This window comes from Paenibacillus sp. NPDC055715 (assembly GCF_053617595.1).
The window spans coordinates 299847-312976 of record NZ_JBSHGA010000006.1 but is presented as its reverse complement, the minus strand read 5'-3'; the positions used below and the strand labels follow the sequence as shown (position 1 = coordinate 312976).

15 protein-coding genes and 2 pseudogenes are annotated in these 13130 nt (G+C 45.9%); 10 read left to right on the top strand and 7 right to left on the bottom strand.

Features of this window, described 5'->3' with window-relative positions:
- A partial coding sequence (locus tag ACWGOO_RS13095) for a hypothetical protein (RefSeq protein WP_452483995.1) occupies positions 1-524 on the top strand: 524 nt, incomplete at its 5' end.
- Between the two features lie 245 nt (positions 525-769).
- Here ACWGOO_RS13095 and ACWGOO_RS13090 read toward each other — a convergent pair.
- Positions 770-1405: an NAD(P)-dependent oxidoreductase gene (locus tag ACWGOO_RS13090; RefSeq protein WP_452483993.1), complete on the bottom strand. Its 636-nt coding sequence runs from the start codon at positions 1403-1405 to the stop codon at positions 770-772.
- A gap of 260 nt (positions 1406-1665) precedes the next feature.
- Between ACWGOO_RS13090 and ACWGOO_RS13085 the strand changes: the two genes are divergently transcribed.
- From ACWGOO_RS13085 to ACWGOO_RS13075, 3 genes are all read left to right on the top strand, one after another.
- Complete coding sequence (locus ACWGOO_RS13085) at positions 1666-1794, top strand: hypothetical protein (RefSeq protein WP_452483991.1); 129 nt, start codon at positions 1666-1668, stop codon at positions 1792-1794.
- A gap of 112 nt (positions 1795-1906) precedes the next feature.
- On the top strand, positions 1907-2467 hold the full coding sequence (locus tag ACWGOO_RS13080) for a glycerol-3-phosphate responsive antiterminator (protein WP_452483990.1): 561 nt from the start codon (positions 1907-1909) through the stop codon (positions 2465-2467).
- Between the two features lie 172 nt (positions 2468-2639).
- Positions 2640-4307, top strand: a complete 1668-nt coding sequence (locus tag ACWGOO_RS13075) for a glycerol-3-phosphate dehydrogenase/oxidase (protein ID WP_452483988.1) — start codon at positions 2640-2642, stop codon at positions 4305-4307.
- A 169-nt stretch (positions 4308-4476) separates the two neighbouring features.
- On the opposite strand, the gene ACWGOO_RS13070 is transcribed toward ACWGOO_RS13075, so the two are convergent.
- A complete protein-coding gene (locus ACWGOO_RS13070) occupies positions 4477-5154 on the bottom strand; it encodes a CidB/LrgB family autolysis modulator (protein ID WP_452483986.1) in 678 nt (225 codons plus the stop codon).
- Positions 5151-5522 (bottom strand): CidA/LrgA family protein, encoded by a 372-nt coding sequence (locus ACWGOO_RS13065; RefSeq protein WP_014278636.1) that lies wholly within the window; start codon positions 5520-5522, stop codon positions 5151-5153. The genes ACWGOO_RS13070 and ACWGOO_RS13065 overlap by 4 nt, the downstream gene beginning before the upstream one ends.
- 131 nt (positions 5523-5653) lie before the next feature.
- Between ACWGOO_RS13065 and cidR the strand changes: the two genes are divergently transcribed.
- Positions 5654-6553, top strand: a complete 900-nt coding sequence (gene cidR, locus ACWGOO_RS13060) for a cidABC operon transcriptional activator CidR (protein WP_452484025.1) — start codon at positions 5654-5656, stop codon at positions 6551-6553.
- Positions 6554-6647: 94 nt separating this feature from the next.
- Here cidR and ACWGOO_RS13055 read toward each other — a convergent pair whose 3' ends face one another.
- The 3 genes from ACWGOO_RS13055 to ACWGOO_RS13045 all read right to left on the bottom strand — a co-directional run bounded on the left by ACWGOO_RS13055 (position 6648) and on the right by ACWGOO_RS13045 (position 7920).
- Positions 6648-6830 carry a Spo0E family sporulation regulatory protein-aspartic acid phosphatase gene (locus tag ACWGOO_RS13055; RefSeq protein ID WP_452483983.1) on the bottom strand — a complete coding sequence of 61 codons (183 nt, stop codon included), beginning with the start codon at positions 6828-6830 and terminating at the stop codon, positions 6648-6650.
- Positions 6831-7010: 180 nt separating this feature from the next.
- Complete coding sequence (locus tag ACWGOO_RS13050) at positions 7011-7148, bottom strand: diguanylate cyclase domain-containing protein (protein ID WP_452483982.1); 138 nt, start codon at positions 7146-7148, stop codon at positions 7011-7013.
- A gap of 340 nt (positions 7149-7488) precedes the next feature.
- Positions 7489-7920 carry an AbrB/MazE/SpoVT family DNA-binding domain-containing protein gene (locus ACWGOO_RS13045; RefSeq protein ID WP_452483980.1) on the bottom strand — a complete coding sequence of 144 codons (432 nt, stop codon included), beginning with the start codon at positions 7918-7920 and terminating at the stop codon, positions 7489-7491.
- 256 nt (positions 7921-8176) lie between these two features.
- On the opposite strand from ACWGOO_RS13045, the gene ACWGOO_RS13040 reads away from it, so the two are divergent.
- The 5 genes and pseudogenes from ACWGOO_RS13040 to ACWGOO_RS13020 all read left to right on the top strand — a co-directional run.
- Entirely contained in the window at positions 8177-9562 is a 1386-nt protein-coding gene (locus ACWGOO_RS13040) for a helix-turn-helix domain-containing protein (protein WP_452483978.1), read from the top strand.
- 399 nt (positions 9563-9961) lie between these two features.
- Positions 9962-10843 (top strand): copper amine oxidase N-terminal domain-containing protein, encoded by an 882-nt coding sequence (locus ACWGOO_RS13035; protein ID WP_452483976.1) that lies wholly within the window; start codon positions 9962-9964, stop codon positions 10841-10843.
- 840 nt (positions 10844-11683) lie between these two features.
- Positions 11684-11961, top strand: a pseudogene (locus tag ACWGOO_RS13030) (helicase C-terminal domain-containing protein); the annotation flags it as partial.
- On the top strand, positions 11951-12460 hold the full coding sequence (locus ACWGOO_RS13025; protein ID WP_452483974.1) for a MarR family winged helix-turn-helix transcriptional regulator: 510 nt from the start codon (positions 11951-11953) through the stop codon (positions 12458-12460). The pseudogene ACWGOO_RS13030 and the gene ACWGOO_RS13025, both read left to right, overlap by 11 nt.
- 19 nt (positions 12461-12479) lie before the next feature.
- Positions 12480-12677 (top strand): annotated as a pseudogene (locus tag ACWGOO_RS13020) (pentapeptide repeat-containing protein); the annotation flags it as partial.
- A 247-nt stretch (positions 12678-12924) separates the two neighbouring features.
- On the opposite strand, the gene ACWGOO_RS13015 reads toward ACWGOO_RS13020, so the two are convergent.
- Positions 12925-13101: an aspartyl-phosphate phosphatase Spo0E family protein gene (locus ACWGOO_RS13015; protein WP_134914548.1), complete on the bottom strand. Its 177-nt coding sequence runs from the start codon at positions 13099-13101 to the stop codon at positions 12925-12927.
- Positions 13102-13130 lie beyond the last annotated feature (29 nt).

The window sequence follows — 13130 nt, the reverse complement described above, 5'->3', positions numbered from 1 at the left end:
CGAAAAACGCAGCAGGAGTAGGAGTATGGAGCGAGATCGTCACCGGTGTGACTTTGCTGAACACGCCAGTGGCTAAAGCAACGTCAACGACGAATGCGATAACGCTGAGTTGGGGACCGATTGCTGGAGCAGAAAGCTATGAGGTCGAGGTAGATGGAGTCATCCGCCCAGCTGTGACGGAAGCCAGTTTCACCCATAGTGAGCTGAGTGCAGGCACGTCGCACAAGTACCGTGTGCGTACAAAAACGGCTAAGAACACAAGTGACTGGAGCACATTGCAGACGGAAGCAACGCTTCGTCAAACGCTAATGTTGAATAAAATTCAGATACCATCCGTAACTAATGACACGTACAATAATCTTCCTCCCATTGAGGAGATTACCGAGTGGAAAATGGGTGTGACCGAATTCCCAAGTGTAATAGAAAAAGACACGGACCTTCATTTGACGGATGTGAATGGCGAAGTATTCATGCCAGTGAATCGTAAAGAAGAAAACATTTCTGAAGAATCCGTATCTGAATAAGAAATTTTGTGTAAATTTGTACGAATAGAGGAAATATTCTAGGAAATATGAATACAGATGACTTCTACAACAGGAGTCATCTGTATTTGTATCTACTGATAAGAACTAAATTAGAACGTTTGGTTAAGCTATTTCAGTATATAAAATAAAGCAACATAAAGACCCTAGAGATGTAAGTTTGGAAGCATACATCTCTAGGGTTAAAATTTAATATTCATAAATTATTCAGTTTAGTCAGGGCTAATTTAGGACTCGGATACCACGGTGAAGCGTTGGTTCAGGTGTTGTGGTTTCTCGATTTCGTCAATTACAGCCACCGCATAATCTTCATAGCTGACATAGCTTGCGCCTTTGGAATTGACTTGCAGCACATCTTTGCCAATTTTATAAGAGCCGGTGCGTTTGCCAAGAGCAAATTCAGCGGAAGGACTAATGAAAGTCCAGTTCAGATCGCTGGTTCCACGCAAAATTTCTAGGTTCTTTCCTTGATTATTAGCTGTTGGGTATACGAAATCCGGGAAACCAGGAATATCTTTTACCAACAAGGTTTGGGACTCATCTGTGAACAGGCTGCCTGCGCCGCCGACAACAATCAGGCGAGTACCGGACACATTACGCAGTGCTTCAATCAGAACGTTACCTGCATCTACATGCAGATGCTCTTGACCGAGTGGAGCAGCAAAAGCGTTAACGACAACGTCAAAGCCTTTCAGATCGTCTGTTTTCAGATCGAAAACGTCTTTTTGTACCACAGTCGCACGGCTATCTGTTACTTTGGCAGGGTCGCGAATGATCGCCGTTACTTCATGCCCTCTGTCCAATGCCTCTTTAACAATGTTGCCTCCTGCTTTACCGCCTGCACCAATAACTGCAATTTTCATAATAGATAGCCTCCTATAAATATGATCAGGATGATTCGTTAGTTTGATCGTAAGCGCATCCTATTCATTCACGAACTTAAATATGTAACTATTATAGTTACATATAAGAATGAAAGTCAAGTCCTTGTGTTAGGCATCCTACAGCCATCAGATTAAAAAGAAATGATCCCGTTTAAGTATATAAGGTGAAGCTGAATGAGCCTGGATAAGCAACTTTGGATAGATAAAAACAACAGACAAGAAAGGAAGAGTGAACCGATATGAGTAAAAAGGTACACCTCGAACCCGTAGCGCAGAAGTGCGCAGACGATAACGCTAAGTCTGCCGCAGACCTGAAGGACCTGTCCATGTCCGGTGATCCAAGCGGAGAGGTCAAGATCCAGATTTAGCTATTTATATATGCCTAAAATGAAACTGCTTCACGTTCGTTGAACAGAGTGATAATATAAAATTTGAAAGATTTGACCGACATGTTTGCCTAGGGATTTAAGGAGGATATCCATGCCATTTCAGGGACAACGCATTTTGCCTGCGGCTAAGCATATGAAACAGCTGGAGGATATTTTAGACAGCTCCTATGAGTACGCTGTTTTTCTGGATACGCACGTAGCACAGCTACGCAGCCTGTATCAGTTGGCACGGAGTCGCAACAAGCAGATGCTTCTTCATGCCGATCTGGTGCAGGGCTTGAAGAATGATGAATATGCCGCTGAATATTTGTGTCAGGAGATTAAGCCGTTCGGTATTATTTCGACCCGATCCGGTGTGATTGCGACCGCCAAAAAGAAGGGTATTCTCGCTGTGCAACGTGTATTCATGCTAGATACGATTGCGCTGGAAAAAAGCTACGCGCTGGTGGAAAAAACGCAACCCGATTACATTGAGGTACTACCCGGCATTGTTCCGCCCATGATTACAGAGGTCAGTGAACGCACGGGGATTCCCATCTTGGCGGGAGGACTGATTCGTACTCCGGAGGATGTGGAAGCGGCGCTCGTTGCCGGAGCTGCAGCGGTAACGACCTCCAACAAACAGCTTTTTGAGCATTATAGCAATAGGTAATAATCCCTTTTCACGGCGTATGGTGTGTGCTAGGATGTAGATAAGTTAATACCCGTCAGGAGATTTGGAGAGACCATGAACCGCTCGGCATGTGCCGTAGCGATGTTCGTGGTCTTTTTTTGTATTTTGATGATGGGATCGGCGAGTGAACATAGAGATGGAGGAATAGACAATGGGAGAGCTTGCATTTGCTGCGCAGGAGAGAACAGCAGTTTTGGAGCGTATGGAGCGTGAGCATTTTGATATTTTAATTATTGGCGGTGGGATTACAGGGGCAGGGATTGCACTGGATGCCGCTGAGCGCGGTTTGAAGACTGCTCTGGTCGAGATGCAGGATTTTGCAGCAGGTACGTCCAGCCGATCTACCAAGCTGGTGCATGGCGGTCTTCGATATTTGAAGCAGTTTGAGGTTAAAAGGGTAGCCGAGGTCGGGAAGGAACGGGCGATTGTATTCGAAAACGGCCCGCATGTGACCACGCCGGAGCGTATGCTGCTCCCATTTCACAAGGGAGGCACGTTCAACGCGTTTACCACTTCTGTCGGACTACTGGTGTATGATTTTCTCGCCGGAGTTAAGCATAGCGAACGCCGCCGGATGCTGGATATTCGGGCCACGCTGGAGCGGGAGCCTTTGTTGAAGCGGGAAGGACTGAAGGGAAGCGGCAGCTATGTGGAGTACCGTACGGATGATGCCCGCCTGACGATTGAGGTCATGAAGGAGGCCGTTGCGCGAGGGGCTTTGGCTGTAAACTACGCCAAGGCCGACAAGCTGCTGTATAATGACGGACGAATTAGCGGCGCAACCATAACGGATCGGGTAACGGGGCAGTCTCATGAAATCCGGGCTTCGCTGGTGATTAACGCCTCCGGGCCGTGGGTGGATACACTGCGGGAAATGGATCGATCCAAAGAAGGTAAGGTGCTTCGCCTGACTAAAGGCGTCCATCTGGTGTTCGATGCCAAGCGATTCCCGCTCAGACAGGCCGTTTATTTTGATACACCGGATGGAAGAATGGTATTCGCCATTCCCCGTGACGGGAAAACGTACGCGGGTACGACCGACACGGTATATGAAGGGGATACAGCCTATCCCCGAATGACTGCGGAAGACCGGACATATGTACTTCAAGCGATCAACGGCATGTTCCCTGAGGTGAAGCTGACCGTCAAGGATGTGGAATCAAGCTGGGCAGGTGTGCGGCCGCTCATTTATGAGGACGGCAAAAGCCCTTCGGAAATTTCTCGCAAGGATGAAATTTGGAAATCCCGCTCGGGTCTGATCACGATTGCGGGCGGCAAGCTGACAGGTTACCGGAAAATGTCCGAGCTGGTCGTAGACCGCGCGGTACGGGAGCTGGGCCGCTTGCATGGGCAGAGCTTCCGGGCATGCCGCACCAGGCACATCCCGATCTCGGGCGGCAACGTAGGCGGCTCCGCCAGTTGGGACGCCTTCGTGAGCGGGCAAGCGGTAGCGGGAGCTGCGCTCGGGTTGCCGCCAGAAACCGCTAGAGCATGGGCCACCCGATACGGCTCCAATGTGGAGCGGCTGTTTGCCATAGCGGCACGCAGCATGAAGAAGGCCAGCGAGGCGGAAGCCGCGCTGCCCGTGGAAGTGTGTGTCCCGCTCCTGTATGCCATGGAGCAGGAAATGACGGTGACACCGTCTGATTTTTTCATACGCCGCACCGGGGCGTTGTTCTTTCAGATTGACGGGGTGAAGCGCTGGAAGCAGCCCGTCATTGCGCTGATGTCTGAGCATGCAGGCTGGAGCGCCGCGCAAGAGCGCCAATATGCGGCAGAGCTGGACGCTTATTTGCGTGAAGCCGTGACGCCCTGTTGAGGCAGAGGAGAAACCCGGCGTTGTTAAAGCGATCTGATTGCAAGGAAAGATGAGGGGGCCTTGCTCCCAAATAGGAGAAGAACCCCCGTCCCACTACAGCTAGTGGAACGGAGGTTCTTCGTTTTGTATATCAGGTGCGGTGTCCTTCAGTATCTTGTGCTTTACTGAGCTACAGGATCAAGTGGAACAGGAACGGCGCAGCCGCCAGGGTAAAGAGAGCGGCGAGCACCATAGAGATGCTGGAAATAGTGCCCGTCAGCGAACTGAACTCGAATGCTTTGGAAGTACCCGTACCATGAGCGCCCGTACCGAGCAGCACACCGCGCGAAACTTCATTTTCGATACGGAACAGCTTAACGATCATCGGACCGATAATGAGACCGCTCAATCCGGTCAAAATAACGAACACAGCCGTGACTGTCGGATTGCCACCAATCGTTTGTGAAACATTCATGGCAATCGGTGTCGTAATGGAGCGAGGAACCAGGCTGCTCATCAGCGAGGAATCCAGATGCATCCACTTGGCAAGTACCATGGAGGATATTACGGCTACGACTGAACCAGACAGCACGCTAAGTACGATTTGGGCCGCATGTTTTTTTAGCACAGGGAAATATCGGTATAAAGGGACGGCAAATGCAATCGTGGCTGGTTGGAGCAGCATGGAGAGCAAATGAGCACCCGAGTTATAGGAACGGTAATTTACACCCGAAAGCGTTAAAATTAAAATAATAATGATCGGTGTAATGAGTAGTGGAGACATATACACCTTGGGCAGTGTGCGGTACATGCGTTTGGCCATCCAATAAATAGCGAGTGTCAATACAATACATAGAAGACCGGTCATGATGATTTGTGCTCCTTTCGTTTGCCGAGCAGACTGGCGATCATGCCCGTGCAGGCCATCACGAGAAAGGTACCGAGCAGTACGACTAGCATAATGCTCATACCATCATGTTCCAGCATCGGCCAATAATTCATAACGCCGACAGCAGAGGGAATAAAGAATAATAGCAGTTCAGCCAGCAACCAGTTTGCGCCGATCTCAATCCAGCTTAGGCGGATCACGCCTGTTTGCAGCAGTATAAAGAGAATCAGCATGCCGATAATGCTGCCGGGTACAGGCAGGTGGAGCCAGGAGACCACCGCGTTGAGGATGAGCGAAAAGGCCATCAGGACGGCGATCTGGAGGACACCGCGTATGAAGCTTTTCATATATAATGGCTCCTATCTGAGAGTTTCATTATTTTCAAACCGTAATGAAATTTTACATCACAGGCTTTCATGAGTAAAATGCATATAAAGAATAAGATGTATTCCGTTTATCTATGGAAGAAGGGGATAGAATGGATATCCGACATTTGCAGTATTTTTTGGAGGTCGCGCGCTTGCGCAGCTTTACGAAGGCGGCCCAAAGCATGTTTGTTACACAACCGACGATCAGCAAGACGATTAAAAGTCTGGAGGATGAATTGGGTGTCGCTTTATTTGACAGGATCGGCAAAAGAATCGAGCTGACGGATGCGGGCAAGGTGATTGAGCTTCAGGCGCAAGCGATTGTGAAGTCCTTCCAGAGCTTGTCCTCCGAGCTGAGTGATTTGATGAACCTGAAAAAAGGGCACATCCGTATCGGCCTGCCCCCCATGGTCGGATCGAGCTTTTTTCCGCGTGTCATTGGGGAATTTCACAAGGCATATCCCGATGTGACCATTCAGCTATTTGAGGATGGGGCGAAAAAAGTAGAGCGGGACGTAGGCGCGGGCGCACTGGATATCGGCGTAATTGTGCTGCCGCCGAGTGGGGACATATTCGAGACGTTTCTGTTCGTGGAGGAAAAGCTGAACTTGCTGGTTCACCCTACGCATGTACTGGCAGAGCATACAGAGGTACCGCTGGCAGCACTGGCGGAGGAATCGTTTGTACTGTTCCGCGAGGATTTTACACTGCATGACCGTATTATTGCAGAGTGTGTCCGGGCTGGCTTCCAGCCGCGCGTCGTCTATGAAAGCTCACAATGGGACCTGATCAGCGAAATGGTTGCTGCCAACTTGGGGATAGCGCTGCTGCCGGAAGCGATTTGCCGTGACCTTGATTCTGAACGATTGCGTATTATTCCACTCGTTGATCCCGTCATTCCCTGGCATCTAGGGATGATCTGGCGAAAGGATCGGTATCTGTCCTTTGCCGCCAGAGAATGGATTACCTTTACGCAGAAACTACTGCGGACGGAGTACGGAAGAAAGTAGTGTCTAACGGAAAGTTAACACGTACAGGTACGGGAGTGGGATACGACGCTATGTACAAAAAAGCTGCCCTTACGGGCAGCGGTGTAGCCTTCTTCTATGGATGTGTCTGGTTGCTACCATTGACCGCACGCTTGGTGTGGAGATACTTGTCCATAATTCGGTCAAGCCGAGAGGATTTGTCCAATACACGTTCATCCCTTAATCCATGTAAGGCTACCATACGATTTAGTTCGCGGCGTTCTTCTTCCATGAGTTTTTCCAATTGTTCGAGGTTCAAAAAGCCCACCCCCCCTGTCGATTGTAAGGCATGTCTCCTTTAGCGGCAGAAAGTTTTCTAATACGATTCATATTTCCATTTTACCACTTTTTATTAACAATAATCCAGCTTTCCTGACATTTAGCGACTTATAATTATCGTTTTGCTATTTCTACCCGATTGCGTCCTGAACGTTTAGCTTTATATAGAGCCGCGTCTACTTTTTGCATTCAATGCTCCAATGCAATGTCGGGGAAGCTGCCTGCTCCGATGGATACGGTTAAAGAGATGACCGTACGTATCGTTAATATTTTTAAAGTAATCAATATCCAACAGCACAACTCCAAAGGGTTGATTGGTGGTTTAATGCTCAGCGTTAGTATGGCATTAATGGTAGCGATCAGAGAGACATTTGTCAGGCCACCGGTGATGAAAAGACGATAAAGCAGGTCGACCATAATATCTCCACGGATCCATACACCTGGCATCATCAACAGAATACCGAACATCCCCAGCATCAAGCCGTTTATCACCCGATAAAGCCATACATGCTTTTTCATATAACGCTCGTATTTTCGAAAAAATAAGTTCCCAAAGAATAAGAAACTCGTTAATAACGCAAAACTGTCGATGACAAACCACGGCCAACCAGGTATACGTTCCAAAATCCGAACGATATTTACAATAACTTTTTAAGTTGGGATATACGGCTTGCTGTCACTCCAAGCCAGTTTGCATATTCACTTTGCTTGGCATGGGGATGTTCGCGTATGAGACTTCTTAGTTTTTTCAATTGTTGTAACGACCGATTTACTCTTTTTTCTATATACGCAGGTTTCTTAATAACAGGAATGACACCTATGTTCCCTTTCATGTCGAGTATACATTGCCTACATAAAAGTGAATTCCTGAAATAGGTTAAGCTCTCGCCTGAATTGCACAATTTACAAGAAGATCCATAATACTTTCGTATACCCATTAAACCCGATTCAACGTCTTTAAAAAATTCTAATGGGTCGCCAATATCAATCCCCATTGAAATCCGCATTTCTTTAGGAATAACAATTCGGCCTAACGTATCTAAAGGACGTGTCATACCTGTACTCTTCAAGTGATGCCCTCCTTCAAATTAGAATTATAGAAACCCACGCGTATCTCTTTGGGAATTACGAGTCTACCCAAAGTGTCTGAAATCCTTGTCATTTTTACGTCCACCATCCAACTCTCTCCTATTTAAGAAAAGTATTTATTTTTGTTCCAAAACATGGTATCGTGTGAAGTGACAAATATTTCATTATATTATATTTTTTAATTCTCCATTTTTACAATTTCACATTTTAAAGTTCATGCTGAAAGGGTGGTTTACCGTGGAAAACGCACCTACGATTCGGGCAGAAATTAAAAAGTATCTGGAGCAAAAAGGCTTAAGCATGACCAAGTTTGGTGGTATGATTGATTTGAATGTAGGTACCGTTAGTGGCATTGTGACGGGCAATCGTTCTATTTCGATGCACCAATTAGATAGAATTACGATGGGCATGGGTTTACCTCCAGACCATTTTTACGAGCGTTATTTTGAAGAGTGTATTGAAGAATTTCGGCTCAGCTGGCGAAGAATCAGCCCATTTTTAAGTCGCTGTGTGGAGCTTACACGGTTGGATTGCTTAGAGCGAGTTGTAGGTATGCTGCTAGATCATCCATCGGCCTATATTACTTCCCTCTTTGAATTAGCTGAAAGTTCATTTCAAAAAGGACACCTGGATGGAGCCGCTTATCTTTATGAAAAAGTAGCCGAGAGTGAAAGACAACAATATTCAGAGCGATTGGCTGTTTGCCAGTATCGCTTGTTCAATATTCGCCTTGGTAAAGATCAGACTCAAAATCTTCAAACGGCTGCTAAATTTGAAGCTTTTGTTGAGCGTTTGGATGAAGTTGAACAACTGGATGCCTTGAAAGATTTAGCAAACGTGTATAGATCATTGAGTATGTGGGATATGGTCTATAAATTCTCATGTCAAATGTATAAATTAGGAAAAATTCAATATGATTTGGTTCATAATTCCAAGCGAGAAATTAAAACGGGAAAGAAACTTAGTAGGCCTCTTTTTGTATACATAGCCTACGCTGAACTGATGTGTGCATATGCTTGTGATGCAAAAGGAGATCATGAACAGGCTTTAGAGCATATACGTGGATATACTGATTTAGGCTGGATTAAGGAAACTGATTCAGATACACTCCATTGGCAAGATAAATTTCAGCAATGGGCCAAAATTAATACTTACGTAAATAGGCTTATGTCTGGAGATATTAGCGTTCTACCGGATTACGTAGAATATATATCTGGTGAAAAACATATTTTTGCAGAACTTTTAAACGTCATAGAAGTAGCTAATCGGTACAACATCGACATTGATCATATTCTTCAGCGCTTTGAACCCCAAATTGCAGCTTATCGAGATCAAGCATATACGAATACATTAACAGAGGAGCAAGTTATACTCGAAGAAACTGTAAGATTCTGGTATAAGTTGGCTAAATACAACCTATTAAAAGGAAGATATCCATATGGTTTCAAATGCCTCTTAATTGCGTGGGAAAAGGCCGAAGCTATTAATAAAGTACCTCTTTCATATAATTGTGCATGCTTATTTGAAAGATTTAAACGGTATGCTGTTTCTGAAGCAAGGGACCAATTGCAAAATCTGTGGGAAAGAATTGACCAAAAAGATGGCTTTAGTTTTAGCGACTAGCTTTTTACTGGTATTCGCTTTACCAGTTCTAACTGGAGTTCCAAGCTCAAACACAATCCAAATTCAAGGACACGTTGCACAGCTTAATCAAATTATTACTATGGGCCAGCCCTTTGGCTGGTCTTTTTTTATAAGGAAACATTTTATGATTTTGGATATGTCTTTGTACTTGAGAAATCCTAATAGCCTATGCCCTGTTCTTTTACTAATCCCTCCTTTTTTATAAAAAACTACCTCTCTACCGTTTTATCATCCTATAAGATGTATTATATGAAAGTGATATACATATACACATGTAAAAAAATGAAATTTATATGCTCCGTCGAAAAAACAAAACTTTTTCTTGTTTGAAACGTTTATAATTTAGTGAAATTACAAATTATTGGAGGTTAGTTAGGTATGAAAAAAATCTTTCTTACATCTATGCTTACTTTAGGTATGCTCTTAACATTTGCTATTCCGCTTTCTGCTGCACCGTCGATTCAATTGGTGATCAATAGCGAGGTGGTACATTCAGATGCTCCACCTGTTTCCGTCGCAGGAAGGACTATGGTTTCTTTGGCCTCATTGAAGCCGCTAAAGCTTTATCTAGTCTGGAACGCGGACAATAAGACGGTGACTGTCAATGCTCCTGGGGTAAAAGACAAGCTTGTACTAACGATCGGTCAAAAAGAAGCTTCGTATGGAGAAAAAACACTTACTTTGGATGTGCCTGCCCAATTGAACAAGAATCGCGTTGTTGTGCCTTTGCGCTTCATCAGCGAAGCCTTTAAAGCAGAGGTGGAGTGGAAAGCGGACGAAAATACTGCCATTATCCGGAGTGCTGACCAAGTCGAAAAATATAAAAAGCTATATCAAGGTACGAATTTGGTGGCGGCACGTAAAATTGCTGTAGCCCTTCCTTCTAAGGATAAAAATACGCTTGATAATACCAAGGAGGGCGTTTATTATCAGTATATTTTTCCTGAAGGAGAGGCATTGAGATATTATTATGTTGTTGGAAACTTACTTACTTATTATGAGATAAAGGGTGATGTTAAACATTTAGTTTGGGAAGGTGTAGAAGAAGATTCGAGGAAGAAAATGAAAGAAAAAGGAAAACGGCCACCGGAAGACAAAACAGAATATTATTTTTTACAAGAACGTGTGGATCATAGTGTCACATATGGTAAAGTAGGGGCCGGGAAGTCGGTAACGCAAGCTTTACCTGAAGGTCAAACGGTATTAGCGGATATTATTGTACCTATTTCCGGCGAAGTAAGGAAAGATCAAATTAAATAGAATATTCGCTTCAATTTGGACGTCCTGAGCAATAAGGGACGTCCTTTATTTATGTTTTCCTATTCAGTTTCTATCCGTAAGCTTCAGAAAGTTGATAGGGCTGAAGAACAATTAGTAAGGGTGTATTTGTAGGAATCCAGAAGCGCCCCGGCCAAGGCGCTCTACGTTCCTGTCGTTCGTTTCACGCAGCCCACGGAGCGTAGGTCAAAAGCAAGAGTTACTTGGGCCGATAACAAGAGCGCCTAAACCGAGGGAGAGCATCCCGGCCAAGTCGCTCTATGTTCCTGTCCCGCGCTTGACACCCTCCACGGAGCGTAGGGCAAAAACATGTGAAAGTAAATCAAGGAAGAAGGAGAGAACCGCGGCATACTGCCGGTTCTTTTGCATTAAACACGCATTTTCGTCTTTTGATATCTGTGGAAGAATTGGCCCCCAACGCTGCTTTTAACACAGAGGACTTATACGTTGTCGAGCCGGGGGATTGGTGCGTCCAGCGTAATACAGTTCTCCACATTAAACCAAGAAAGTGAGGAATATGGGTGAATTACATGAATAGAATTCTGGTGATCGGCTGGTTTAAAGACATGAAGCGTTTGGATCGTCTCATGAATACCGAGTTATTTAAGAAGATGGAGCGAGAGCGCCGTTAACATGTGTCGCACTTCATATTACAATCCGTCATGCAACGAAATGGTATATGGAATAGATAATCCAGTAAACTAGCATGTAAAAATCCTTATGCCTCTTACGTTTCGTCTGTCTACGTGATACAGTGAAAGGACTATCACCGGAACGAGCGATCGTATGAAGGAACCAATTCATATATCGGTGCGACCCCTTTTGCCGCAAATTGGCGCAGAGCGGAATGTGCTGCGAAATTATTTTTCGGAACAGGGACGGAATGGATTCAACTATGGTATGTGTATCCGGGGATGAACAAGGTTCTTCAGGCAGGGGGCAGGCTTATCCGCACAGAGCATGACGAAGGCTTGCTGATTCTGATAGATGACCGGTTTGCCCAGGAGACGTATGCTTCTTTGCTGCCGGAGGAATGGAGGAGCTATCGTTTGACGGAACACGCGGGATCAGGGAAGGAATGGACAGGCCATGAATTTTAATTTTCACAATGACTCTATACGCGGGGTACTACGTAGTTTTGGGCAAGAGGAAGCAGAAGTGGACAATATGGAGACTTTTGTGACATTTGCGCGCTTGGCTAACGGTATTTTCAGAGAAATGGATACGGATTTGGCCAAGCTGGGTGCCTCTCAGGGCCGGATTATCGTACTTAGCCTGTTGCATTGCGATGCGCCACACCGGATGACACCATCAGAGCTGGCAGAAAAGGCCAATGTCACGCGGGGAACCATGACGGGGCTAATCGACGGTCTGGAGCGGGATGGCATGATTGAACGCGTGGCTCACGAGAGCGATGGACGAATGGTCACTGTCGGACTAAAGGAGGCAGGACGGGAGCTGCTGGCAACGGTCGTGCCTTACTATACGAAGCTGATTCGGGCATGTATGGCCGAGTTTACGAAAGAGGATCATAAGATGATGAAGGGCTTGCTGGGTAAAATGAAAAGGGGTTTTGAGCGGTCCTTGCCGAAATGCTGAGTTCCTGATTTTAGGTTCGATGGATGCCTGGGAAGGTGAGTGGAGAAAGTGTGACTTTACCGGGGCCACGCTGGATGCATCAATACGATTCAAGGAAGCTGACTTATCCGAATGTAATCTGGAAAAGGCAGATTTACGGGAGGCGGATCTTACCTGGGTAAGGCTGCACCGGGCGCAGCTTCAAGGAACGGGCCTGCGTGGAGCGAAGATGGAAGGATAAAAAGTACAGAGATTCGCAGGAGCTGACTGCGAACGGTTCAGTTGCGGGCGAGATCTGCCGCAGTTTGCTGCTCCAACTCTGTTATTACACACATTTGTACCTTTCTTAAGCACGGAGTAAACAAAAAAATCCCTGCTCTAGTGGGAGAACCTGAGGATCAGGACCGGGACCGGACAGGGAAATGGGTGCTTTATATGTTGAACTGACCCGAGGGGGAGGATTGTATGGTGGGAGCAAAGAGGCATTAGTTTCTCTTTTTTCTTTGCTGAGCAAGGACTACATAATGATCCAGACGTTGACTCAGCTCTACAATGGAAGGATCGGTAAAGGCCGCATGTTGTGCCTTTGTAATAAGCTCTCTGCGCAATTCTTCAATGATGGCAAGCAAACCATCCCCAGATGCATTCAGATTGGATACCATAGGCTACACCTTCTTCCCTACTGCTCATA